At 55.3% G+C, this 25,889-nt stretch carries 16 protein-coding genes, 2 tRNA genes and 2 rRNA genes; 7 read left to right on the top strand and 13 right to left on the bottom strand.

Annotated elements, in window-relative coordinates; genetic code table 11:
- Positions 1 to 9: 9 nt before the first annotated feature.
- The 8 genes from RHN82_RS10645 to pepQ form a co-directional block, all read right to left on the bottom strand.
- Positions 10 to 2,915 (bottom strand): 23S ribosomal RNA (locus tag RHN82_RS10645).
- Between the two features lie 171 nt (positions 2,916 to 3,086).
- Positions 3,087 to 3,162: transfer RNA gene (locus RHN82_RS10640), tRNA-Ala, on the bottom strand.
- Positions 3,163 to 3,267: 105 nt separating this feature from the next.
- Positions 3,268 to 3,344: transfer RNA gene (locus RHN82_RS10635), tRNA-Ile, on the bottom strand.
- Between the two features lie 70 nt (positions 3,345 to 3,414).
- A 16S ribosomal RNA gene (locus RHN82_RS10630) occupies positions 3,415 to 4,956 on the bottom strand.
- The 16S and 23S rRNA genes sit together here with 2 tRNA genes alongside, the layout of an rRNA operon.
- A 355-nt stretch (positions 4,957 to 5,311) precedes the next feature.
- Complete coding sequence (hemG, locus tag RHN82_RS10625; protein WP_047052459.1) at positions 5,312 to 5,857, bottom strand: menaquinone-dependent protoporphyrinogen IX dehydrogenase; 546 nt, start codon at positions 5,855 to 5,857, stop codon at positions 5,312 to 5,314.
- 10 nt (positions 5,858 to 5,867) lie between these two features.
- A complete protein-coding gene (gene trkH / locus RHN82_RS10620) occupies positions 5,868 to 7,319 on the bottom strand; it encodes a Trk system potassium transporter TrkH (RefSeq protein ID WP_006808591.1) in 1,452 nt (483 codons plus the stop codon).
- Positions 7,320 to 7,360: 41 nt separating this feature from the next.
- Entirely contained in the window at positions 7,361 to 7,975 is a 615-nt protein-coding gene (locus RHN82_RS10615) for an IMPACT family protein (protein ID WP_047052460.1), read from the bottom strand.
- On the bottom strand, positions 7,975 to 9,306 hold the full coding sequence (pepQ, locus tag RHN82_RS10610) for a Xaa-Pro dipeptidase (protein ID WP_017382602.1): 1,332 nt from the start codon (positions 9,304 to 9,306) through the stop codon (positions 7,975 to 7,977). The genes RHN82_RS10615 and pepQ overlap by 1 nt, the downstream gene beginning before the upstream one ends.
- Before the next feature lie 190 nt (positions 9,307 to 9,496).
- On the opposite strand from pepQ, the gene fadB reads away from it, so the two are divergent.
- Positions 9,497 to 11,686 carry a fatty acid oxidation complex subunit alpha FadB gene (gene fadB / locus RHN82_RS10605; RefSeq protein ID WP_047052461.1) on the top strand — a complete coding sequence of 730 codons (2,190 nt, stop codon included), beginning with the start codon at positions 9,497 to 9,499 and terminating at the stop codon, positions 11,684 to 11,686.
- 9 nt (positions 11,687 to 11,695) lie between these two features.
- Entirely contained in the window at positions 11,696 to 12,859 is a 1,164-nt protein-coding gene (gene fadA, locus RHN82_RS10600; RefSeq protein ID WP_000416981.1) for an acetyl-CoA C-acyltransferase FadA, read from the top strand.
- A gap of 145 nt (positions 12,860 to 13,004) precedes the next feature.
- Here fadA and glyS read toward each other — a convergent pair whose 3' ends face one another.
- The 3 genes from glyS to RHN82_RS10585 all read right to left on the bottom strand — a co-directional run bounded on the left by glyS (position 13,005) and on the right by RHN82_RS10585 (position 16,461).
- On the bottom strand, positions 13,005 to 15,074 hold the full coding sequence (gene glyS, locus RHN82_RS10595) for a glycine--tRNA ligase subunit beta (RefSeq protein ID WP_015572740.1): 2,070 nt from the start codon (positions 15,072 to 15,074) through the stop codon (positions 13,005 to 13,007).
- A gap of 9 nt (positions 15,075 to 15,083) precedes the next feature.
- On the bottom strand, positions 15,084 to 15,995 hold the full coding sequence (gene glyQ / locus RHN82_RS10590; RefSeq protein WP_003860141.1) for a glycine--tRNA ligase subunit alpha: 912 nt from the start codon (positions 15,993 to 15,995) through the stop codon (positions 15,084 to 15,086).
- Positions 15,996 to 16,155: 160 nt separating this feature from the next.
- On the bottom strand, positions 16,156 to 16,461 hold the full coding sequence (locus RHN82_RS10585) for a YsaB family lipoprotein (RefSeq protein WP_017693801.1): 306 nt from the start codon (positions 16,459 to 16,461) through the stop codon (positions 16,156 to 16,158).
- A gap of 184 nt (positions 16,462 to 16,645) precedes the next feature.
- Between RHN82_RS10585 and RHN82_RS10580 the strand changes: the two genes are divergently transcribed.
- Entirely contained in the window at positions 16,646 to 17,641 is a 996-nt protein-coding gene (locus tag RHN82_RS10580) for an acyltransferase (protein ID WP_047052462.1), read from the top strand.
- A 52-nt stretch (positions 17,642 to 17,693) separates the two neighbouring features.
- On the opposite strand, the gene xylB is transcribed toward RHN82_RS10580, so the two are convergent.
- Together xylB and xylA are read right to left on the bottom strand one after the other, a co-directional pair.
- Entirely contained in the window at positions 17,694 to 19,148 is a 1,455-nt protein-coding gene (gene xylB / locus RHN82_RS10575; protein ID WP_047052463.1) for a xylulokinase, read from the bottom strand.
- A 59-nt stretch (positions 19,149 to 19,207) separates the two neighbouring features.
- Positions 19,208 to 20,530 carry a xylose isomerase gene (xylA, locus tag RHN82_RS10570; RefSeq protein WP_100245296.1) on the bottom strand — a complete coding sequence of 441 codons (1,323 nt, stop codon included), beginning with the start codon at positions 20,528 to 20,530 and terminating at the stop codon, positions 19,208 to 19,210.
- Positions 20,531 to 20,901: 371 nt separating this feature from the next.
- On the opposite strand from xylA, the gene xylF reads away from it, so the two are divergent.
- From xylF to xylR, 4 genes are all read left to right on the top strand, one after another.
- The gene (gene xylF / locus RHN82_RS10565; protein ID WP_006808602.1) at positions 20,902 to 21,894 is read left to right on the top strand and encodes a D-xylose ABC transporter substrate-binding protein; all 993 of its coding nucleotides are present in this window, start codon (positions 20,902 to 20,904) and stop codon (positions 21,892 to 21,894) included.
- 72 nt (positions 21,895 to 21,966) lie between these two features.
- Positions 21,967 to 23,508, top strand: coding sequence for a xylose ABC transporter ATP-binding protein (locus RHN82_RS10560; RefSeq protein ID WP_047052465.1), 1,542 nt, complete (start codon positions 21,967 to 21,969; stop codon positions 23,506 to 23,508).
- Positions 23,486 to 24,667: a xylose ABC transporter permease XylH gene (xylH, locus tag RHN82_RS10555; protein WP_003860151.1), complete on the top strand. Its 1,182-nt coding sequence runs from the start codon at positions 23,486 to 23,488 to the stop codon at positions 24,665 to 24,667. Before RHN82_RS10560 ends, xylH begins: the two co-directional genes overlap by 23 nt.
- A gap of 33 nt (positions 24,668 to 24,700) precedes the next feature.
- Positions 24,701 to 25,879 carry a D-xylose utilization transcriptional activator XylR gene (gene xylR, locus RHN82_RS10550; RefSeq protein ID WP_003860152.1) on the top strand — a complete coding sequence of 393 codons (1,179 nt, stop codon included), beginning with the start codon at positions 24,701 to 24,703 and terminating at the stop codon, positions 25,877 to 25,879.
- The last annotated feature ends 10 nt before the right edge of the window (positions 25,880 to 25,889 follow it).

The following is a 25,889-nucleotide window of genomic DNA, read 5'->3' as shown; positions in this document are numbered from 1 at the left end:
CGGCGTTGTAAGGTTAAGCCTCACGGTTCATTAGTATCGGTTAGCTCAACGCATCGCTGCGCTTACACACCCGACCTATCAACGTCATCGTCTTTAACGTTCCTTCAGGAGACTTAAAGTCTCAGGGAGAACTCATCTCGGGGCAAGTTTCGTGCTTAGATGCTTTCAGCACTTATCTCTTCCGCATTTAGCTACCGGGCAGTGCCATTGGCATGACAACCCGAACACCAGTGATGCGTCCACTCCGGTCCTCTCGTACTAGGAGCAGCCCCCCTCAATTCTCCAGCGCCCACGGCAGATAGGGACCGAACTGTCTCACGACGTTCTAAACCCAGCTCGCGTACCACTTTAAATGGCGAACAGCCATACCCTTGGGACCTACTTCAGCCCCAGGATGTGATGAGCCGACATCGAGGTGCCAAACACCGCCGTCGATATGAACTCTTGGGCGGTATCAGCCTGTTATCCCCGGAGTACCTTTTATCCGTTGAGCGATGGCCCTTCCATTCAGAACCACCGGATCACTATGACCTGCTTTCGCACCTGCTCGCGCCGTCACGCTCGCAGTCAAGCTGGCTTATGCCATTGCACTAACCTCCTGATGTCCGACCAGGATTAGCCAACCTTCGTGCTCCTCCGTTACTCTTTGGGAGGAGACCGCCCCAGTCAAACTACCCACCAGACACTGTCCGCAACCCGGATTACGGGTCTACGTTAGAACACCAGCCATTAAAGGGTGGTATTTCAAGGACGGCTCCACGCAGACTGGCGTCCACGCTTCAAAGCCTCCCACCTATCCTACACATCAAGGACCAGTGTTCAGTGTCAAGCTATAGTAAAGGTTCACGGGGTCTTTCCGTCTTGCCGCGGGTACACTGCATCTTCACAGCGAGTTCAATTTCACTGAGTCTCGGGTGGAGACAGCCTGGCCATCATTACGCCATTCGTGCAGGTCGGAACTTACCCGACAAGGAATTTCGCTACCTTAGGACCGTTATAGTTACGGCCGCCGTTTACCGGGGCTTCGATCAAGAGCTTCGTGTTACCACTAACCCCATCAATTAACCTTCCGGCACCGGGCAGGCGTCACACCGTATACGTCCACTTTCGTGTTTGCACAGTGCTGTGTTTTTAATAAACAGTTGCAGCCAGCTGGTATCTTCGACTGATTTCAGCTCCGCCCGCAGGGGCTTCACCTACACATCAGCGTGCCTTCTCCCGAAGTTACGGCACCATTTTGCCTAGTTCCTTCACCCGAGTTCTCTCAAGCGCCTTGGTATTCTCTACCTGACCACCTGTGTCGGTTTGGGGTACGATTTCGTGTTACCTGATGCTTAGAGGCTTTTCCTGGAAGCAGGGCATTTATCACTTCAGCACCGTAGTGCCTCGTCATCACACCTCAGCGTTAATAAGGTACCGGATTTACCTGGAACCTCCGCCTACATGCTTAAACCGGGACAACCGTCGCCCGGCTGACATAGCCTTCTCCGTCCCCCCTTCGCAGTAACACCAAGTACAGGAATATTAACCTGTTTCCCATCGACTACGCCTTTCGGCCTCGCCTTAGGGGTCGACTCACCCTGCCCCGATTAACGTTGGACAGGAACCCTTGGTCTTCCGGCGAGCGGGCTTTTCACCCGCTTTATCGTTACTTATGTCAGCATTCGCACTTCTGATACCTCCAGCATGCCTCACAGCACACCTTCAACGGCTTACAGAACGCTCCCCTACCCAACAACACATAAGTGTCGCTGCCGCAGCTTCGGTGCATGGTTTAGCCCCGTTACATCTTCCGCGCAGGCCGACTCGACCAGTGAGCTATTACGCTTTCTTTAAATGATGGCTGCTTCTAAGCCAACATCCTGGCTGTCTGTGCCTTCCCACATCGTTTCCCACTTAACCATGACTTTGGGACCTTAGCTGGCGGTCTGGGTTGTTTCCCTCTTCACGACGGACGTTAGCACCCGCCGTGTGTCTCCCGTGATAACATTCTTCGGTATTCGTAGTTTGCATCGGGTTGGTAAGCCGGGATGGCCCCCTAGCCGAAACAGTGCTCTACCCCCGAAGATGAGTTCACGAGGCGCTACCTAAATAGCTTTCGGGGAGAACCAGCTATCTCCCGGTTTGATTGGCCTTTCACCCCCAGCCACAGGTCATCCGCTAATTTTTCAACATTAGTCGGTTCGGTCCTCCAGTTAGTGTTACCCAACCTTCAACCTGCCCATGGCTAGATCACCGGGTTTCGGGTCTATACCCTGCAACTTAACGCCCAGTTAAGACTCGGTTTCCCTTCGGCTCCCCTATACGGTTAACCTTGCTACAGAATATAAGTCGCTGACCCATTATACAAAAGGTACGCAGTCACACCACGAAGGTGCTCCCACTGCTTGTACGTACACGGTTTCAGGTTCTTTTTCACTCCCCTCGCCGGGGTTCTTTTCGCCTTTCCCTCACGGTACTGGTTCACTATCGGTCAGTCAGGAGTATTTAGCCTTGGAGGATGGTCCCCCCATATTCAGACAGGATACCACGTGTCCCGCCCTACTCTTCGAGTTCACAGCAAGTGTGCTTTCGTGTACGGGACTATCACCCTGTACCGTCGGACTTTCCAGACCGTTCCACTAACACACAAGCTGATTCAGACTCCGGGCTGCTCCCCGTTCGCTCGCCGCTACTGGGGGAATCTCGGTTGATTTCTTTTCCTCGGGGTACTTAGATGTTTCAGTTCCCCCGGTTCGCCTCGTTAACCTATGTATTCAGTTAACGATAGTGTGTCGGAACACACTGGGTTTCCCCATTCGGACATCGCCGGGTCAAAGGTTCATATCACCTCGCCGGCGCTTTTCGCAGATTAGCACGTCCTTCATCGCCTCTGACTGCCAGGGCATCCACCGTGTACGCTTAGTCGCTTAACCTCACAACCCGAAGATGTTTCACTTCATGGTCGCGAAAATTTGAGAGACTCGAACACACATGAGCTGTGTGTCGTTTCAATTTTCAGCTTGATCCAGATTTTTAAAGAGCAAAACTTCGCAGTGCACCTTTTCAGGTTCACTCTGAAGTTTTCTTGTGTTCGCAGTAAAAGATGGTGGAGCTATGCGGGATCGAACCGCAGACCTCCTGCGTGCAAGGCAGGCGCTCTCCCAGCTGAGCTATAGCCCCATCGTAGTCACCTCTGTACCGGTAATTTTTGTTGAGGCAAGGCGTGGTGACACGAAGCATACTTATGTATGTGAGTGTCGCCGCAACGCAGCATCAGCAAAAATTTGGTAGGCCTGAGTGGACTTGAACCACCGACCTCACCCTTATCAGGGGTGCGCTCTAACCACCTGAGCTACAAGCCTGTAGAGGTTTTTTACTGCTGTTTTTCATCAGACAATCTGTGTGGACACTACAAAGGCAGGTTCTTTAAGGTAAGGAGGTGATCCAACCGCAGGTTCCCCTACGGTTACCTTGTTACGACTTCACCCCAGTCATGAATCACAAAGTGGTAAGCGCCCTCCCGAAGGTTAAGCTACCTACTTCTTTTGCAACCCACTCCCATGGTGTGACGGGCGGTGTGTACAAGGCCCGGGAACGTATTCACCGTGGCATTCTGATCCACGATTACTAGCGATTCCGACTTCATGGAGTCGAGTTGCAGACTCCAATCCGGACTACGACGCACTTTATGAGGTCCGCTTTCTCTCGCGAGGTCGCTTCTCTTTGTATGCGCCATTGTAGCACGTGTGTAGCCCTACTCGTAAGGGCCATGATGACTTGACGTCATCCCCACCTTCCTCCAGTTTATCACTGGCAGTCTCCTTTGAGTTCCCGGCCTAACCGCTGGCAACAAAGGATAAGGGTTGCGCTCGTTGCGGGACTTAACCCAACATTTCACAACACGAGCTGACGACAGCCATGCAGCACCTGTCTCAGAGTTCCCGAAGGCACCAATCCATCTCTGGAAAGTTCTCTGGATGTCAAGAGTAGGTAAGGTTCTTCGCGTTGCATCGAATTAAACCACATGCTCCACCGCTTGTGCGGGCCCCCGTCAATTCATTTGAGTTTTAACCTTGCGGCCGTACTCCCCAGGCGGTCGACTTAACGCGTTAGCTCCGGAAGCCACGCCTCAAGGGCACAACCTCCAAGTCGACATCGTTTACGGCGTGGACTACCAGGGTATCTAATCCTGTTTGCTCCCCACGCTTTCGCACCTGAGCGTCAGTCTTTGTCCAGGGGGCCGCCTTCGCCACCGGTATTCCTCCAGATCTCTACGCATTTCACCGCTACACCTGGAATTCTACCCCCCTCTACAAGACTCTAGCCTGCCAGTTTCGAATGCAGTTCCCAGGTTGAGCCCGGGGATTTCACATCCGACTTGACAGACCGCCTGCGTGCGCTTTACGCCCAGTAATTCCGATTAACGCTTGCACCCTCCGTATTACCGCGGCTGCTGGCACGGAGTTAGCCGGTGCTTCTTCTGCGGGTAACGTCAATTGCTGAGGTTATTAACCTCAGCACCTTCCTCCCCGCTGAAAGTACTTTACAACCCGAAGGCCTTCTTCATACACGCGGCATGGCTGCATCAGGCTTGCGCCCATTGTGCAATATTCCCCACTGCTGCCTCCCGTAGGAGTCTGGACCGTGTCTCAGTTCCAGTGTGGCTGGTCATCCTCTCAGACCAGCTAGGGATCGTCGCCTAGGTGAGCCGTTACCCCACCTACTAGCTAATCCCATCTGGGCACATCCGATGGCAAGAGGCCCGAAGGTCCCCCTCTTTGGTCTTGCGACGTTATGCGGTATTAGCTACCGTTTCCAGTAGTTATCCCCCTCCATCAGGCAGTTTCCCAGACATTACTCACCCGTCCGCCACTCGTCAGCGAAGCAGCAAGCTGCTTCCTGTTACCGTTCGACTTGCATGTGTTAGGCCTGCCGCCAGCGTTCAATCTGAGCCATGATCAAACTCTTCAATTTAAAAGTTTGATGCTCAATGAATTAAACTTCGTAATGAATTACGTGTTCACTCGTTGAGACTTGGTATTCATTTTTCGTCTTGCGACGTTAAGAATCCATGTCACTTTGAGTGCCCACACAGATTGTCTGATAAATTGTTAAAGAGCAGTGCCGCTTCGTTTTCGCTGCGGCGCGGGGTGTGCATATTACGCTTTCCCGCTTCAGAGTCAAGCGTTTATTTTGCTTTTCTCTGCTGACCCGGCGGCTTGCGTGCCGTTGTTCCGTGTCAGTGGAGGCGCATTATAGGGAGTTCTTCTGAAGTGACAAGCACTAAATACAAAAAACTTTTCGTTCGCTCACTTTTCAAACTCAACGCTTATTTAACCCGCGCATCGTCCGTTAAACGCGCAATTTCACGGGCAAAACTGGCGACCTGAGCCCAGTCGGTATACACCACTTCTTTACGCGTATCTGTTTCCCCGCCCGTCATTTTCATGATCAGGCGGATCATAAAGCGGTCATACCAGCGGTAACGCGGGTAACGCAGCGCGCCAGCAAAGACAGAACAGATATCGGGCTGCCATGGCGAACTCAGCAAAAACTTGCGCGTATAGCTGTTGGTCTGCGGCGTACGCTTCTCCGCTTTACGGGCAACCAGGTTGACCGAGTAAAACGCGCCAGGCAGCTGAGCGAGTTCCGCCGTATGCTTTTTCACAAAGCGATCCAGCGCCGGATGGAAATGGCCGTAGCGAATTGAAGCGCCAATGACCACGCGGTCGTAATCCTGCCAGGCAATCTGCTCTGTGCGATTCAGGTTCACCACATCAGAATAAATGCCCAGCTCTTTGAGTTCGGAAGCCAGATATGAAGCAATCTCACGCGTTTGCCCGTCACGCGTTGAGAAAAGAATTAACGTTTTCACCAATGTCTCCTTACTCACGCCAGAATGTTGGGGTAAACAGCACCAGCAGCGTAAAGACCTCAAGACGCCCAAACAGCATATTGGCGATTAAGATCCACTTCGCCACCGGGTTCATACTGGCGAAGTTATCCGCCACGACGCCCAGCCCCGGCCCCAGGTTGTTTAACGTTGCCACCACAGAGGCGAAGGCAGAGAAATCATCCACGCCCGTGGCGATAATCGCCAGCATACTGACAATAAAGACCAGTGCATAAGCGGAGAAGAATCCCCACACTGCTTCGAGGATGCGCTCCGGCAGCGCGCGGTTCCCCAGCTTAATACTGTAAACCGCATTCGGGTGGACCAGACGTTTCAGCTCACGATTCCCCTGCTTGAACAGCAGCAGGATGCGGATCACCTTCAGACCGCCGCCCGTTGACCCGGCGCAACCGCCGATAAACGCAGAGCACAACAGCAGCACCGGCAGGAACAGCGGCCAACGCGCAATACTGTCCGTGGTGAAACCGGCGGTTGTTGCCATCGATACCACCTGGAAGAAGGCCTGGTTCAGGGTCGTGACCGCCGAGTTATAAACATCGTGGAACCACAGTACCAGGGTACAGATAACCACCAGGGTCAGCTGGACGCCAATAAACATCCGGAATTCCGGGTCGCGCCAGTACACCTTCAGGCTCCGTCCGCTAAGCAACGAGAAGTGTAGACCGTAGTTACAGCCTGAAATCAGCAGAAAGATGGCAATGATGGTATTGATTGTCGGGCTGTCGAAGTAGCCGACGCTGGCATCGTGAGTGGAGAACCCGCCGATAGCAATAGTCGCAAAGCTGTGCCCGATGGCATCAAACGCAGGCATCCCGGCAAACCACAGCGCCAGCGCGCAGGCCACCGTCAGCAGGACATAGATAAGCCACAGGGTCTTCGCCGTCTCCGCAATACGCGGGCGCATCTTGTTATCTTTCAGCGGGCCGGGCATCTCCGCCCGGTAGAGCTGCATCCCCCCGACGCCCAGAATGGGCAGGATAGCCACCGCCAGGACGATGATCCCCATACCGCCGAACCACTGGAGCATCTGCCGGTAAAAGAGAATCGCATGCGGGAGCGAATCCAGCCCCACCAGCGTGGTGGCCCCGGTGGTCGTTAATCCGGAGAACGATTCAAAAAACGCATCCGTGACGGTGAGATTCGGTTGTTCGGAGAAGATAAACGGCAGCGCACCCACGCTTCCCAGTACCGTCCAGAACAGGACCACAATCAGAAACCCCTCCCGGGATTTCAGTTCACCTTTCTCACGGCGGTTTGGCCACCACAGCAGGGAGCCAATCGTCAGCGCGACAAAAAAGGTTTGCGTAAATGCACGCCCCGCACCGTCCCGGTAGATGAGCGCCACCAGTCCGGGAATGATCATTGTCCCGGAGAAAAGTATGACCAGCAATCCAACGATTCGGGTAATGGCACGAAAATGCATCTCTGCCGCTTCCTTAGGTATTCAAAATTGTGAGGTGGGGATTATTCTTCAATCGGCAGTAATTGCAATGAACCGCGACTAAAATCAGCGAGTTTTGCTGAAAAAGCAGCCAGTTCCGCCTGAGGAAGCGCCACGCGTAATTGCACCATTGCCTGATAATCACTGTGTGCGATGACACCGTTAAACTGTTTAAGCAGTGCTTCGATACCCGATAGCTGGGCGTAATCGCATAACAAAGTATATTCCGTAAGTGGCGTTTTGCGGGTTGTTATCAGCAGATTAAGCGCCTGCTGGACACCACCTCCGTAGGCTTTAACCAGCCCTCCGGTGCCTAACAAAATGCCCCCGTAGTAGCGGACCACGACGGCGGTGATTTCACCCACGCCGCTGCCCATCAACTGGGAGAGCATCGGTTTTCCGGCCGTACCCGCCGGTTCACCGTCGTCAGAAAATCCGAGCTGCTGTGAGTCGTCTGGCGGCCCGGCGACCCACGCCACGCAGTGATGGCGGGCATCGGGGTGCTGCGCGCGGACGGACTCGACGAACGCCTTCGCCGCCTCCACGCCGACGGTATGCGCCAGCAGCGTGATAAAGCGGCTTTTCTTGATCTCCTCAACAAAGGTGACCGGCTCGGCCGGTATCAGCCAGCTTTCCATCAGGCCAGCTTAAGATCTCGCGTCATGTTCTCAATGCTGTTCTCGTGAATAACCACGTTATCCTCGATACGAATGCCGCCATACGGCTTCAGCGCTTCAATTTTCTCCCAGTTGAAGTGCTTGCTGAATTGCCCTTCGCGCCACGGCGCCAGCAGGGATTCAATAAAGTAGATGCCCGGCTCGATGGTCAATACCATACGCGGCGCCAGAACGCGGGTGCAGCGCAGATAAGGATATTTAGACGGTGCCGCCAGGTGCGTACCGGTATCATCCTGCATAAAGCCCGCGACGTCATGAACCTGCAACCCCAGCGGGTGGCCGATACCATGCGGCATAAATGGCCCGGTCAGATCGTTCTCAACCATCGCCTCTTCGCTCATGTCTTTGACAATCTGATGCTTACGCAGCAGTTTAGCGATGCGCTGATGGAACTGGATGTGATAATCCACGTAGCTGGTTCCGGCCTTCATGGTGCCAATTAGCGCCAGCTGTTCGTCGTTCACGTCTTTGATCAATTGCGCAAAATCAGTGTCCGCATTCGCCGCCCAGGTACGGGTCAGGTCTGCCGCATAACCATTGTACTCAGCCCCCGCGTCCAGCAGGAAGCTGCGCATCTCAGCCGGAACCTGATGATCCAGTTTGGTGTAGTGCAGAACCGAGGCATGTTCATTCAGCGCCACGATGTTGCTGTACGGCACGTCGGTATCGCGGTGGCCGGTCGCCGTCAGGTAGGCCTGATTAATATCGAACTCGCTCATACCGGACTGGAACGCTTCATGCGCCGCACGGTGGCCATTCACCGCCGTTTTTTGCGCTTCACGCATGCAGTAAAGTTCGTAGTCGGTCTTGTAGGCGCGATAGTAGTGCAGATAATCCAGCACGCCTTTCGGGTTGAGTTTATCTGCCGGAATATCCAGACCCAGCGCACGCTCAGGAACCGGACCAATGTAGCCGATGTTGCCGCGCGCCGCTGGCAGCTGGCTGCCAATGCCGTCTGCTTTTGGCAGCGCAATCACGTCAATTTCTTCGGTCCAGAATGAGGTCGGCAGCGGCTCCACGTTGTGCCAGTAATCGACCGGCAGGTAGAACCACAGTTTCGGCTTGTTCACGCCATCCACCAGCAGCCAGCAATTTGGAACCTGCGTGACAGGCACCCAGGCTTTAAACTGCGGGTTAACCTTGAAGGGATAAGCATGGTCATCAAGAAAAGTATTCATCAGCTCGCCGGAGTGGATCAGCAGGGCATCCAGCTTGAAGCGGGCCAGTACATCGCGGGTACGTTCCTGTAGGGTAACGATATGATTTTTATAAAGCGAAGCCAGTGAGTCCATCATTCTTCCTTTCGTTTTTTTGACCTCAAGTCATCGCATCTTAGCACACCTCACTGCGGCTGCGTGATTTCCACCGACCGTGATCAGCGCAGCAATTTCTTAATGACTAATTTGCATTTTATTAACATAAATTCCACACTCCGTCTCATCTGGTATGACCAGATCCAATTGCTGGATTCAGGAGACCGACATGCTCTACAAAGGCGACACCCTGTACGTAGACTGGCTGGAAGATGGCATTGCCGAACTGGTGTTCGATGCCCCCGGCTCAGTGAACAAGCTTGATACCGCGACGGTGGCCAGTCTTGGCCAGGCGCTGGATGTACTTGAAAAGCAATCAGATTTAAAAGGGCTGCTGCTGCGCTCCAACAAAGCGGCCTTTATCGTTGGCGCGGATATCACCGAATTTCTGTCGCTGTTCCTGGTGCCCGAAGAACAGCTGAGCCAGTGGCTGCACTTCGCCAACAGCGTCTTTAATCGTCTGGAAGATCTGCCTGTCCCGACCCTTTCTGCCGTTAACGGTTACGCGCTGGGCGGCGGTTGCGAATGCGTGTTAGCCACTGATTACCGTCTGGCGACCCCGGACCTGCGCATCGGCCTGCCGGAAACCAAGCTGGGCATCATGCCGGGCTTTGGCGGCTCGGTGCGTATGCCGCGCATGTTGGGTGCCGACAGCGCGCTGGAGATCATTGCCGCGGGTAAAGATGTCGGCGCAGAACAGGCGCAGAAAATCGGCCTGGTGGACGGCGTGGTTAAGCCTGAAAAACTGATTGAAGGCGCTGTCGCCATTCTGCGTCAGGCGATTAACGGCGATCTCGACTGGAAAGCCAAACGTCAGCCGAAACTGGAGCCGTTGAAGCTCAGCAAAATTGAAGCCACCATGAGCTTCACCATCGCCAAAGGCATGGTTATGCAGACGGCGGGTAAACACTACCCGGCACCGATCACGGCGGTGAAAACCATTGAAGCGGCAGCCCGTCTGGGCCGTGATGACGCCCTGAAGCTGGAAAACCAGAGCTTTGTCCCGCTGGCGCACACCAACGAAGCCCGCGCGCTGGTTGGTATCTTCCTTAACGATCAGTTTGTGAAGGGCAAAGCTAAACAACTCACCAAAAACGTTGAAACGCCAAAACACGCGGCGGTACTCGGCGCGGGCATTATGGGGGGCGGCATCGCCTACCAGTCTGCCTGGAAAGGCGTGCCGGTGGTGATGAAGGACATCAACGAGAAATCCCTGACGCTGGGCATGACCGAAGCGGCCAAGCTGCTGAATAAACAGCTTGAGCGCGGCAAAATTGACGGTCTGAAGCTGGCAGGCGTGATCTCCACCATCCAGCCAGTGCTGGAATACAGCGGTTTCGACCGTGTGGACGTGGTGGTTGAAGCGGTCGTTGAAAACCCGAAAGTGAAAAAAGCGGTACTGGCCGAAACCGAAGACAAGGTGCGTCCGGAAACCGTGCTGGCCTCTAACACCTCCACTATTCCTATCAGCGAACTGGCGAGTGTGCTGAAGCGTCCGGAAAACTTCTGCGGGATGCACTTCTTTAACCCGGTGCATCGCATGCCGCTGGTTGAAGTGATCCGTGGGGAAAAAACCTCCGACGAAACCATCGCCAAAGTGGTGGCGTGGGCGAGCAAGATGGGCAAAACGCCGATCGTCGTTAACGACTGCCCGGGCTTCTTCGTTAACCGCGTGCTGTTCCCCTACTTCGCCGGTTTCAGCCAGCTGCTGCGCGACGGCGCAGACTTCCGCAAAATCGACAAGGTGATGGAAAAACAGTTCGGCTGGCCGATGGGCCCGGCGTATCTGCTGGACGTTGTCGGCATCGATACTGCCCATCACGCGCAGGCGGTGATGGCGGCGGGCTTCCCGCAGCGCATGCAGAAAGATTATCGCGACGCGATTGACGCCCTGTTCGACGCCAACCGCTTTGGTCAGAAAAACGGTCTGGGCTTCTGGCGCTATAAAGAAGACAGCAAAGGCAAACCGAAAAAAGAAGAAGATCCGGCGGTGGATGGCCTGCTGGCCGACGTCAGTCAGCCAAAACGCGACTTCACCGACGATGAGATCATCGCCCGGATGATGATCCCGATGGTCAACGAAGTGGTGCGCTGCCTCGAAGAAGGCATTATCGCCAGCCCGGCAGAAGCGGATATGGCGCTGGTGTACGGCCTCGGCTTCCCTCCGTTCCACGGCGGCGCGTTCCGCTGGCTGGATACGCTCGGCAGCGCCCGCTATCTCGATATGGCTCAGCAGTATCAGCACCTCGGCCCGCTTTATGAGGTGCCGGAAGGGCTGCGTAACAAAGCGCGCCATAACGAACCCTACTATCCAGCAGTTGAGCCAGCCCGTCCGGTTGGCGCACTGAAAACGGCTTAAGGAGTCACAATGGAAAAGGTTGTCATTGTTGATGCGATTCGCACCCCGATGGGCCGTTCAAAAGGCGGCGCGTTCCGTAACGTGCGCGCGGAAGACCTCTCCGCGCACCTGATGCGTAGCCTGCTGGCGCGTAACCCGGCGCTGGACCCGGCAGCGCTGGACGATATTTACTGGGGCTGCGTCCAGCAGACGCTGGAGCAGGGCTTCAACATCGCCCGTAACGCGTCGCTGCTGGCGGAGATCCCGCATTCGGTTCCGGCCGTCACCGTCAACCGTCTTTGCGGTTCGTCGATGCAGGCGCTGCACGACGCGGCGCGGATGATCATGACCGGCGATGCGCAGGCCTGTCTGGTGGGCGGCGTGGAGCACATGGGCCACGTGCCAATGAGCCACGGGGTCGATTTCCATCCAGGCATGAGCCGCAACGTGGCGAAAGCCGCCGGTATGATGGGCCTGACCGCCGAGATGCTCTCCCGTCTGCATGGCATCAGCCGTGAGATGCAGGATGCGTTTGCCGCGCGCTCGCATGCCCGCGCCTGGGCCGCCACGCAGTCTGGTGCCTTTAAGAATGAGATCATCCCAACCGGCGGTCACGACGCAGACGGCGTACTGAAGCAGTTCAGCTACGACGAAGTTATCCGCCCGGAAACCACCGTTGAAGCGCTTTCTACCCTGCGTCCGGCGTTTGATCCGGTCACCGGCACGGTAACGGCGGGTACCTCGTCTGCCCTGTCCGACGGTGCCGCCGCGATGCTGGTGATGAGCGAAAGCCGCGCCCGCGAATTAGGCCTGACGCCACGCGCCCGCGTGCGTTCGATGGCGGTCGTGGGCTGCGATCCTTCCATCATGGGCTACGGCCCGGTTCCGGCGTCAAAACTGGCGCTGAAAAAAGCGGGGCTGAGCGCAAGTGATATCGACCTCTTTGAGATGAACGAAGCGTTCGCCGCGCAGATCCTGCCGTGCATTAAAGATCTGGGGCTGATGGATCAGATCGACGAGAAGATTAACCTCAATGGCGGCGCGATCGCCCTTGGTCACCCGCTGGGCTGCTCCGGGGCGCGTATCAGTACCACGCTGATTAACCTGATGGAACGCAAAGATGCCCAGTTCGGACTGGCAACGATGTGTATTGGGTTGGGTCAGGGTATCGCGACGGTGTTTGAGAGGGTGTAAATAAGGAAAAGTATCTCAAAGTAACGTAGGCCCGATAAGCATCGCGCCATCGGGCTTTTGCCGGGAGGCGCTACGCTTTCCCGGCCTACGAAGAGAAAAAGTTTAGTTGCCGTTCTTCCCGCCTGTCAGGGGCGGGTTTTTTACGTTATTGCAGCAGCGAAATATCCGCCACGCGCAGGAACAGCTCACGCAGTTTCTCAAGCATCGAGAGACGGTTGATCCGCAGCTCTTTATCTTCCACGTTCACCATCACCTTCTCGAAGAAGGCGTCGATGACGTCACGCAGCTCCGCCAGCTCCACCAGCGCTTCCTGGTAGCGACCTTCCGCGAAGTACGGCTCCAGCTTGTCGCGCAGCACCACAACCTGCATCGCCAGAGAAATCTCTTCCGGCTCTTTCAGGGTTGCAGCGTTGACGCGCTCGTTCAGCGTCTCGTCGGATTTCGCGAGGATGTTGGATACGCGCTTGTTGGCCGCGGCCAGCGCAGACGCCGCTTCCAGCGTACGGAAGTGGGATACCGCTTTCATACGCGCATCGAAATCTGCCGGACGGGTCGGACGACGCGCCAGCACCGCCTGAATGGTATCAACGGAGTAACCTTCGTCCTGATACCACGCGCGGAAACGACCGAGCATAAAGTCGATAACATCATCCACAACCTTCGCGTTGGTCAGCTTATCGCCGTACAGACGTACCGCTTCTTCGGTCAGCGTTTGCAGATCGAGGTTGAGGTTCTTCTCTACGATGATTCGCAGCACGCCCAGCGCAGCACGACGCAGCGCAAACGGGTCTTTATCGCCTTTCGGATGCTGACCGATACCAAAGATACCCGCCAGGGTGTCCATCTTATCGGCAATCGCCACGGCGCAAGCAACCGGGTTAGACGGCAGATCGTCACCGGCAAAGCGCGGCTGATACTGCTCGTTCAGCGCTACCGCCACGTCTTCCGCTTCGCCATCGTGACGCGCGTAGTGCATGCCCATCACGCCCTGGGTGTCGGTAAATTCGAACACCATGTTGGTCATCAGGTCGCACTTGGAGAGCAGGCCCGCGCGGGTAGCGTGGTTAACGTCGGCGCCAATTTCACGGGCAATCCAGCCGGACAGCTCCGCGATACGGTCGGTCTTGTCGCGCAGCGTACCCAGCTGCTGCTGGAACAGCACGGTTTGCAGACGCGGCAGGTTGTCTTCCAGACGTTTTTTACGGTCGGTATTGAAGAAGAACTCGGCATCCGCCAGACGCGGACGCACCACTTTCTCGTTACCGGAGATAATCTGGCTCGGATCTTTCGATTCGATGTTCGCCACGAAGATGAAGTTTGGCAGCAGCTTGCCGTCGTTGGCGTAAACCGGGAAGTACTTCTGGTCACCCTTCATGGTGTAAACCAGCGCTTCTGCCGGAACGGCCAGGAATTTCTCTTCGAATTTCGCGGTCAGTACAACCGGCCATTCGACCAGCGAAGTCACCTCTTCCAGCAGGCTGTCGCTCAGATCGGCATTACCGCCAATTTTGCGCGCCGCGTCTTCTGCGTCCGCTTTGATTTTGGCTTTACGCTGTTCGTAGTCAGCAATGACCTTGCCGCGCTCCAGCAGGATCTGCGGGTACTGGTCAGCATTGTCGATAGTGAACTCCGACTCGCCCATAAAGCGATGGCCGCGGATCACGCGATCGGACGCCACGCCCAGAATGGTCGCCGGGATAACGGTATCGCCCAGCAGCAGGGTCACGGTGTGAACCGGACGCACAAAGTGTACGTCGGACGCGCCCCAGCGCATCAGCTTAGGAATCGGCAATTTTGCCAGCGAGGTCGCGATCATGTCAGGCAGCAGCGCTTCGGCGCTTTCGCCTTTCACATGGGCACGATACAGCAACCATTCACCTTTGTCGGTGGTCAGACGCTCGGCCTGATCAACGGTGATGCCGCAGCCGCGCGCCCAGCCTTCTGCCGCTTTGCTCGGCTTGCCTTCCGCGTCGAACGCCTGAGCAATGGCCGGGCCACGTTTTTCAACTTCGCGATCCGGCTGGGACGCCGCCAGATTTGCCACTTTCAGCGCCAGACGACGCGGCGCAGCAAACCACTCAATTTTACCGTGCGCCAGGCCAGCGTTATCCAGCTCAGCAGTGACGTTCGCAGCGAAAGATTCAGCCAGGCTGCGCAGGGCTTTTGGTGGCAGCTCTTCAGTGCCGATTTCCACCAGGAAAGTTTTCTCAGACATGGCCGCCTCTTATTTGTTTCGGTTGCACATCGGGAAGCCAAGGGCTTCACGGGACGCGTAGTAAGCTTCTGCAACGGCTTTGGTCAGGGTACGAATACGCAGAATGTAGCGCTGACGTTCAGTCACGGAGATCGCTTTGCGGGCATCCAGCAGGTTGAAGCTGTGGGCAGCCTTCAGAATACGCTCGTAGGCAGGCAGCGGCAGCGGAGTCTCCAGCGCCAGCAGCTGCTGGGCTTCTTTCTCGTACTGCTCGAAGCAGGTGAACAGGAAGTCCACGTCCGCGTATTCGAAGTTATAGGTGGATTGCTCCACTTCGTTCTGATGGAACACGTCGCCGTAGGTGGTTTTACCCAGCGGGCCGTCGCTCCAGACCAGGTCGTAAACGCTGTCTACGCCCTGAATGTACATGGCCAGACGTTCCAGACCATAGGTGATTTCGCCGGTAATCGGTTTACATTCCAGACCGCCAACCTGCTGGAAGTAGGTGAACTGGGTCACTTCCATGCCGTTCAGCCACACTTCCCAACCCAGACCCCAGGCACCCAGCGTTGGGTTTTCCCAGTTATCTTCCACGAAACGAATGTCGTGAATGGTCGGATCCATACCCAGCTCTTTCAGTGACCCGAGGTACAGTTCCTGAATGTTGTCGGGTGATGGCTTAATCACCACCTGGAACTGATAGTAGTGCTGCAAACGGTTCGGGTTTTCGCCGTAACGGCCATCGGTCGGACGACGGGATGGCTGCACATAGGCGGTCGCCATTGGCTCTGGCCCTAACGCGCGCAGGCTGGTCATCGGGTGCGAGGTGCCTGCGCCAACTTCCATGTCCAAAGGTTGAACAATGGTGCAGCCCTGACGAGCCCAGTAATCCTGTAAGGTCAGGATCAGGCCCTGGAAGGTCTTGGTATCAAACTTTTGCATAGTATTTCGTGCTGGATACGTGTGGTTTTAAATGGAAGGGATCAGTATACCCGCTGGCTGCAAGATATACAGTACGAAACGGGGTTGTTTAGGGAAAATTGGGGAATAAGCCCTACAGCCAGAACCTGCGAAGGCTCTGGTTGCTGCTTATACGAGCAATTTAGCGCATTGAGAGATGTAAAAACTGGCCGTCTGCATCAAAAGAGCAGACAAAGCCCTCTTTACGCGCCGTATAGCCTTTTAGCTCATAGCTGCCCTGAAAGCGTTCGAAACCGTTTATATGAATTTTTTGTGCTTCGGAATTGTAGCGGTGAGCCGCCTGATCCCTGCACAACTGTTCCATATTCAGGGAACGCTCCGGGCTCATTTTCCCCTGCTGCGCTTTTTGGACAGGTATCTCCTCAGAAGCACTGCATCCTGTTAATAAGAGCAGCAGAAAGAGTGACACCCCACGCTTCATCATCATTTTTATTACCGCCCTGGTCAGTGGCTGTTATTTTTAGTAGCAACACGTTTATAGATTAATGTCCGTCATTCTGCGAATCTCGCCAGCTCCCTACAAGTTAGCCTGGCTAATCTCAGAATTTTCCAAGGGAAAAGTTTTTCACAATCGCAGTCACACTTTCTTTATCAGGAATACAGAGGAACTGATGCAGTCAAAAATTAACTGGATTGATAACCTGCGGGGAATAGCCTGTCTGATGGTGGTGATGATCCACACAACGACCTGGTATGTCACGAACGCGCACAGTATCAGCCCCGTTAACTGGGATGTCGCCAATGTTCTGAACTCGGCCTCCCGCGTGAGTGTCCCGCTGTTCTTTATGATTTCCGGTTTTCTCTTTTTTGGCGAGCGTAGCGCACAGCCGAGACATTTCATCCGTATTGTCTCCTGTCTGCTGTTTTACAGCGCCATTTCGCTGCTCTATATCGTCCTGTTCACTTCAATTAACGCTGAACGTTCCCTGCTCAACTTGTTGCAAAAACCGGTGTTCTATCATCTGTGGTTTTTCTTCGCGATAATGGTTATCTATCTGGTTTCGCCGTTAATTCAGGTAAAAAACGTCAGCGGTAAAATGCTGCTGGCCTTGATGGTAATAATCGGGATCGTGGCCAACCCGAATACCGTTTCACAGAAAATTGATGGCTTTGAATGGCTGCCCGTTAACCTTTATATCACCGGGGATACGTTTTATTACGTGCTGTACGGCATGCTGGGGCGCGCCATTGGCATGATGGAGACACAAAAGCGAGGAATAAACTGGCTATGCGCGGCCGCGTTTCTCGTCGGTGTGTTTATTATCTCTCGCGGGACGCTGCATGAGCTGCAATGGCGAGGCAACTTTGCCGATACCTGGTATCTCTACTGCGGGCCGATGGTCTTTATCTGCGCGATCTCTCTGCTGACGCTGGTTAAAAACACCCTGAATGCCCGCCCGCTTCCGGTGCTGGGGTTTATCTCTCGCCACTCGCTGGGCATTTACGGTTTTCACGCGCTGGTGATCCACGCCCTGCGCACCCGCGGCGTTGAGCTTAAAAGCTGGCCGGTGCTGGATATTGTCTGGATATTTACCGTTACGCTGGTTGTCAGCCTGCTGCTGTCAATGTTGCTGCAAAGAATCGATACGCGCCGGTTTGTGAGCTAGCCCGGTTGAAGGCTGGTAGGCCGGGTAAGCGTTAGCGCCACCCGGCTCCTGTTTATGACATTAGCGGCAAAAGCTGCTGATAGATTTTACGGAACACGTCTCGTCTTTCAGCATAGCGAGCATGATTTTTCGCATCAGGACGATGCTGCTGTTCAAGCGACAGCTGGGGCAAAAGCTGGTGCAGTGGTTTATCCGGGTTCAGCGCCATTTGCGCCAGCCGTGCCGCACCGAGCGCCGGGCCGACATCGCCTCCCGTACGATAGTCCAGCTGCAACCCGCTGATATCGGAAAGCATTTGCCGCCAGTAGCTGCTTCGCGCACCGCCGCCAATTAACGTAATGCTGGATGGCGTCAGTCCACAGTCATGCACGACATCCATTCCGTCCGCCAGAGCATAGCCAACGCCTTCAAGCACCGCGCGCGCCAGCTCTGCCGGGCCGTGCTGATGGGTAAGGCCGAAGAACACCCCTTTCGCTTCCGGGTTGTTATGCGGCGTCCGCTCGCCGGAAAGGTACGGTAAAAACCAGACCGCACCGGCATTATCATCCGCCTGCTGTGCCGCTGCGATAAGCGCCGGGACGTCCGCCATTCCGGTTAGCTTTGCCGCCCAGTCGAGGCAGGAAGCCGCGCTCAGCATCACCGACATCAAATGCCATTTACCCGGCAACGCGTGGCAGAAGCTGTGTACGGCGCTTTCAAGGTTACTACGATACCCGTCACTGACGGCAAAATAGACGCCGGAGGTGCCGAGCGAGAGCATAGCCTGTCCTGCCTCGACCATCCCCACGCCGACCGCCCCCGCCGCATTATCGCCGCCACCGGCGACGACAGGTACGGCTGGCATATTCCAGCGTTCAGCAACAGAAGGCTGCAAAGCCCCCGTGATTTCACTGCCTTCAAACAGCGCAGGCATATGGTCGCGCGTCAGCTGGCAGGCATCCAGCATCGCCTCGCTCCAGTCCCGTTTCGCCACGTCGAGCCACATCGTGCCCGCGGCGTCAGACATGTCGCTGGCAAAATCCCCCGTCATGCGAAAACGCAGGTAGTCTTTCGGCAACAGAACCTTCGCCACCTGACGAAAAATCTCAGGCTCATGGCGCTGCACCCACAGGAGTTTTGGCGCGGTAAAACCGGGCATCATCAGGTTGCCCGTAATTTCGCGGGACGCAGGCACACGCTCCTCAAGGATCGCGCACTCTTCCGCACAGCGGCCATCGTTCCAGAGAATAGCCGGGCGCAGAACGCGATGCTGACTATCCAGCAACGTTGCGCCATGCATTTGCCCGGCAATGCCCAGCGCCTTCACGTCGCGCAGGCTGTGCTGCTCGCCTAAGGCTTTCATCGCACGGTCCGTCGCCTGCCACCACTGCTCCGGATCTTGTTCCGACCAAAGCGGATGCGGGCGTGAAACCTGCAACTTTTCAGTCCGCGTGGCTAACACATCGCCCTGCTCGCTTAACAGGATGGCTTTCACCCCCGACGTGCCAAGATCGATCCCGATATACATGTGGTGACTCCTTTGACAGAAATGCCCGGTGGCGCTGTGCTTACCGGGCATGGATGCTGTTATTTATCGAACAGGTAGTGATTAACCAGGTTTTCCAGCAGCTCCTGATGGCCGCTCTGATGCTGCGGCGCAAGCTGATGCTGTTCAGCGTACTTCGCGATCTCCGCAAGCGATAACTGACCTTTCAAAATTTGCTGGCCCAGCTCACTGTTCCAGCCGCTGTAGCGCTTCGCGACGCGCTTATCCAGCTCACCGTCTTCAATCATACGGGCCGCCACCTTCAGCGCCAGCGCCATGGTGTCCATCGCGCCAATATGCCCGTAGAACAGATCGTATTTGTCAGTGCTCTGGCGACGCACTTTGGCGTCAAAGTTCAGGCCGCCGGTGGTGAAACCGCCCGCTTTGATAATTTCGTACATCACCAGCGCGTTCTCTTCCACGCTGTTCGGGAACTGGTCGGTATCCCAGCCCAGCTGTGGATCACCACGGTTAGCATCGACAGAGCCGAAGATGCCCAGCGCAATCGCAGAGGCAATTTCGTGATGGAACGAGTGGCCCGCCAGGGTAGCGTGGTTAGCCTCAATATTTACTTTGATCTCTTTTTCCAGACCAAACTGCTTCAGGAAGCCATACACGGTGGCGACATCGTAGTCGTACTGGTGTTTGGTTGGCTCCTGTGGTTTCGGCTCAATCAGCAGCGTGCCGCGGAAACCGATTTTGTGTTTGTGGTCCACCACCATCTGCATAAAGCGACCAATCTGCTCACGCTCCTGGCGCAGGTCGGTATTCAGCAGCGTTTCATAACCTTCACGACCGCCCCAGAGTACATAGTTCTCACCGCCCAGCTGATGCGTGGCGTTCATCGCAGTCACAACCTGGGTTGCCGCCCAGCTGAAGACTTCCGGGTCCGGGTTGGTTGCCGCGCCCGCGCCATAGCGAGGATTGGTAAAGCAGTTAGCCGTACCCCAGAGCAGCTTCACGCCGCTTTGCTGCTGTTTTTCAGCCAGTGCGTCGACCATCTGCGCGAAATTGTTCAGATACTCTTTCAGCGATGCCCCTTCCGGCGACACGTCCACATCGTGGAAACAGTAGTACGGCACGTTCAGCTTATGGAAGAACTCGAACGCGACGTCGGCTTTACGCTTCGCCAGCTCAATGGCCTCGCCCGGCTGTTGCCATGGTCGGTCAAAAGAGCCCACGCCGAACATATCAGCACCGTTCCAGCAGAAGGTGTGCCAGTAGCAGGCGGCAAAGCGCAGATGATCTTCCATGCGCTTACCCAGCACCAGCTCATCCGGATTGTAGTGACGAAATGCTAAAGGATTGGTCGTTTTTGGGCCTTCGTAACGAACGCGATCGAGTTGGTCGAAATAAGCTTGCATATTGAGCTCCATAATCAGGGTATGCGGCGAGTCGTTGATTCAGGAGTAATAGTGAATAGACATTTTGGGTTGCTCAATTACGTTATTTCACACTGCTATTGAGAGAATGCACAACTGTGCGCTGGCTCGCAAAATAATGCGCAGACAAACTATTTTTCGGCGCGCATTCCAGAATCAAATGTAATTAATAGGTTACGCTTTTTAAAATCCGATCGCGGTCATAAATTCAGAAATAAACCAAATATCGTAATGAGAAGATAAAAATCTGTAATTGCCAGCAGGCCTTTCCACGTTAAAAATTTGCTGCGTCTCAGCAGTGAACGTTTCTTTTATCTCAGCTACACATACCCCTACAAAAAGGCCTAATAATTATGAAGATAAAGAACCTGACCCTAACGCTCTGCACTACTCTCCTGCTTGCAAGCTTTGCCGGCCACGCCAAAGAGGTCAAAATCGGCATGGCGATTGATGACTTACGCCTGGAGCGCTGGCAAAAAGATCGCGATATCTTTGTTAAAAAAGCGGAATCTCTCGGCGCGGAGGTGTTCGTTCAGTCCGCTAACGGCAACGAAGAGACACAAATGTCGCAAATCGAGAATATGATCAACCGTGGCGTCGATGTGCTGGTCATTATCCCGTATAACGGCCAGGTATTAAGCAACGTGGTGAAAGAAGCGAAACAGGAAGGGATAAAAGTCCTGGCTTATGACCGCATGATTAATAATGCCGACATTGATTATTATATTTCGTTCGACAACGAAAAGGTGGGTGAATTACAGGCTAAAAGCCTGGTCGCAAAAGTGCCACAAGGGAATTATTTCCTGATGGGCGGCTCGCCCGTGGATAACAACGCCAAACTGTTCCGCCAGGGACAAATGAAAGTGCTGAAGCCATATATCGACGAGGGTAAAATTAAAGTCGTTGGCGACCAGTGGGCTGACGGCTGGTTACCGGAAAACGCGCTGAAAATTATGGAAAACGCGTTGACCGCAAATAACAACAAAATCGATGCGGTGGTGGCCTCTAACGATGCCACTGCGGGTGGCGCCATTCAGGCGCTGAGCGCGCAGGGTCTGGCCGGGAAAGTCGCTATTTCCGGACAGGACGCCGACCTTGCGGGTGTAAAACGCATCATCGCGGGTACCCAGACCATGACGGTGTATAAGCCCATTACCGAGCTTGCCAATACGGCCGCCGAAATTGCCGTTGAGCTGGGCAATGGTCAGCAACCTAAAGCAGACGCGACGTTAAATAACGGCCTGAAAGACGTACCTGCTCGCCTGCTTACCCCTATCGAAGTCAACAAAGAGAATATTGACGCCACCGTGGTGAAAGACGGTTTCCATAAGAAGAGTGAACTGTAATCCAGCGCAGCCCCTGCCCGGCAGGGGCGCATTGACCTGCCCTGTTCATCTGTCGGGCTATGCGGAGCAGTTATGTCTTATTTACTTGAAATGAAAAGCATCACCAAAGCCTTCGGGGCGGTGAAAGCAGTCGACAACGTAAGCCTGCGGCTGAATCCCGGCGAAGTGATGTCGCTGTGCGGCGAAAATGGCTCGGGAAAATCCACGCTGATGAAAGTGTTGTGCGGGATCTATCCGCACGGCAGCTACGAGGGCGAAATCGTCTTTGCCGGCGAGGTGCTCCAGGCCACGCACATTCGAGATACCGAACGTAAAGGCATCGCTATCATTCACCAGGAGCTGGCGCTGGTGAAGCACCTTACCGTGCTGGAAAATATCTTTCTCGGCGCCGAACTCTCACGCCACGGCGTACTGGATTACGACACCATGACGCTGCGCTGCGAAAAACTGCTGGCTCAGGTGAACCTGGCTATCTCACCGGATACGCGCGTGGGCGACTTAGGTTTAGGCCAGCAGCAGCTGGTGGAGATCGCCAAGGCGCTGAACAAACAAGTGCGCCTGCTGATCCTCGACGAGCCAACCGCTTCACTCACCGAACAGGAAACGGCCGTACTGCTCAATATCATCCGCGACCTGCAAAACCACGGCATCGCCTGCATCTATATTTCGCACAAGCTCAATGAGGTGAAAGCCATTTCCGACACCATCTGCGTCATCCGCGACGGGCAGCACATCGGCACGCGTGAAGCAGAAGGCATGAGCGAAGATGACATCATCACCATGATGGTGGGTCGCGAACTCACCGCGCTGTATCCCAACGAACCGCACACCATCGGCGAAGAGCTCCTGCGCGTGGAAAACCTGACAGCGTGGCATCCCGTTAACCGCCATATCAAGCGCGTGGATAACCTCTCCTTCTCGCTGCACCGCGGCGAAATTCTCGGCATTGCGGGTTTAGTGGGTGCGGGAAGAACCGAGGCCGTGCAGTGTCTCTTTGGCGTCTGGCCGGGGCGCTGGGAAGGCAAAATTTATATCGACGGTCAGCCGGTAAAAATCGACAACTGCCAGCAGGCTATTGCTAAGGGCATTGCCATGGTGCCAGAAGACCGCAAAAAAGACGGCATCGTGCCGGTAATGGCGGTGGGAAAAAATATCACGCTGGCGGCGCTCAGCCAGTTTTCCGGTGCGCTGAGCAGCCTGGATGATGCCGCAGAACAGCAGTGTATTCTCCAGTCGCTTGCCCGGCTTAAGGTGAAAACCTCCTCGCCGGAGCTGGCGATAGGACGCCTGAGCGGCGGCAACCAGCAGAAAGCGATTCTGGCGCGCTGCCTGCTGCTTAATCCGCGCATTTTAATTCTGGACGAACCCACCCGCGGGATCGATATCGGCGCGAAGTATGAAATCTACAAGCTGATCAACCAGCTTGTGCAGCAAGGGATAGCCGTCATTGTTATCTCGTCCGAATTGCCTGAAGTGCTGGGGCTGAGCGACCGCGTGCTGGTCATGCATGAAGGGAAACTCAAAGCCAACCTGAACAACCAGAACCTGACGCAAGAGCAGGTGATGGAAGCTGCCTTAAGGAGCGAACGCCATGTCGAAAAGCAACCCGTCTGATATCAAAGTCGCTGTTCCGACGCCCGGTGCGTTCGCAGGACTTAAATCGCTGAATCTGCAAGTTTTTGTAATGATTGCCGCCATTATCGTGATCATGTTGTTCTTTACCTGGATGACCGATGGATCCTATTTGAGCGCACGTAACGTCTCTAACCTGCTGCGTCAGACCGCCATCACCGGGATCCTGGCGGTGGGGATGGTCTTTGTGATTATCTCAGCGGAAATTGACCTGTCGGTAGGGTCGATGATGGGTCTGCTCGGCGGCGTGGCGGCAATTTTTGACGTCTGGCTCGGCTGGCCGCTGCCGCTGACGATTGCGGTTACGCTGGTACTGGGTCTGCTGCTGGGGGCGTGGAATGGCTGGTGGGTGGCCTACCGTAAGGTCCCGTCGTTTATCGTCACCTTAGCGGGGATGCTGGCCTTCCGCGGCATTCTGATTGGGATCACCAACGGCACTACCGTCTCCCCGACCAGCGCCTCGATGTCCCAGATTGGCCAAAGCTACCTCTCTGATGGCGTCGGTTTTACGATCGGCGTGGTTGGGCTGATGGCGTTTGTCGCGTGGCAATGGCGAGGACGCATGCGTCGCCAGGCGCTGGGGCTGGCCTCGCCTGCTTCAACCTCGGTTGTCGGCCGTCAGGCGCTTACTGCGGTGATTGTGCTGGGCGCCATCTGGCTGTTAAACGATTATCGCGGCGTCCCAACGCCCGTTCTGCTGCTGGCGCTATTGCTGTTAGGTGGGATGTTTATGGCCACACGTACCGCATTCGGTCGCCGTATTTATGCCATCGGCGGCAATCTGGAAGCCGCGCGTTTATCTGGCATTAACGTAGAACGCACCAAACTCGCCGTCTTTGCCATTAACGGCCTGATGGTGGCCATCGCGGGGCTGATCCTCAGCTCACGTCTGGGTGCGGGCTCCCCCTCTGCGGGTAATATTGCCGAGCTGGACGCCATCGCCGCCTGCGTGATTGGCGGGACCAGCCTCGCCGGGGGCATTGGCAGCGTGGCGGGTGCGGTGATGGGCGCATTTATTATGGCTTCGCTGGATAACGGGATGAGTATGATGGACGTGCCGACGTTTTGGCAGTATATCGTCAAGGGTGCCATTCTTTTGCTGGCAGTCTGGATGGACTCTGCCACCAAGCGGCGCGCCTGATAACAGTATCGTGACTAATTTGGGATATGAGCCATGTTTGAAAAGCGTCACCGCATTACGTTGTTATTCAATGCCAACAAAGCCTATGACCGGCAGGTGGTTGAAGGGGTTGGCGAATATTTGCAGGCGTCGCAATCCGAATGGGATATTTTCATCGAAGAAGATTTCCGTACCCGTCTGGAGAACATCAAAGACTGGCTGGGAGACGGGGTCATCGCTGACTTTGACGACCCCGTGATTGAACAGTTGCTGAGTGGCGTCGACGTGCCTATCGTGGGCGTTGGCGGCTCTTACCATACACCGGAACATTACCCCCCCGTACACTACATCGCCACGGATAACCATGCTCTGGTCGAGACCGCCTTCCTCCATTTAAAGGAGAAAGGCGTACATCGTTTTGCGTTTTACGGATTGCCCGCCACCAGCGGAAAGCGCTGGGCAATGGAGCGTGAATATGCCTTCTGCCAGCTGGTTGCCCAGGAGAAGTATCGCGGCGTCGTTTATCAGGGGCTGGAAACCGCGCCAGAAAACTGGCAGCACGCACAAAATCGCCTGGCTGACTGGCTGCAAACGCTGCCGCCCCAGACAGGGATTATCGCCGTGACGGACGCCCGCGCCCGCCACGTATTACAGGTGTGCGAACATTTGCATATTCCGGTGCCTGAAAAGCTGTGCGTGATTGGTATTGATAACGAAGAGCTTACGCGCTATCTGTCGCGCGTGGCGCTCTCATCCGTGGCTCAGGGTACCCGTCAGATGGGCTATCAGGCCGCAAAGCTGCTGCACAGACTGTTAGACAACGAATCCCTGCCGCTCCAGCGTCTGCTGGTTCCGCCCGTTCGCGTGGTCGAGCGTCGCTCAACTGACTACCGCTCCTTAAACGATCCGGCCGTGATTCAGGCGATGCACTACATTCGCAATCATGCCTGCAAAGGGATTAAGGTCGATCAGGTGCTGGATTCGGTCGGGATTTCACGTTCGAATCTGGAGAAGCGGTTCAAAGAGGAAGTCGGTGAGACGATACACGCCGTGATCCATGCGGAAAAGCTGGAGAAAGCGCGCAGTCTGCTGATCTCCACCTCGCTGTCGATCAACGAGATTTCACAGATGTGCGGCTATCCGTCGCTTCAGTATTTCTATTCGGTGTTCAGAAAAGAGTATGACACCACGCCGAAGGAGTACCGGGAACGGTACAGTGAAGTCCTGCTCTAGAAAAAAGAAC

Origin of the sequence: Enterobacter cloacae complex sp. EB5 (assembly GCF_031432835.1) — a bacterium.
GTDB classification, from domain to species: domain Bacteria; phylum Pseudomonadota; class Gammaproteobacteria; order Enterobacterales; family Enterobacteriaceae; genus Enterobacter; species Enterobacter hormaechei_C.
The sequence above is the reverse complement of the archived record's forward strand: the minus strand, read 5'-3'. Positions and strand labels throughout refer to the sequence as shown.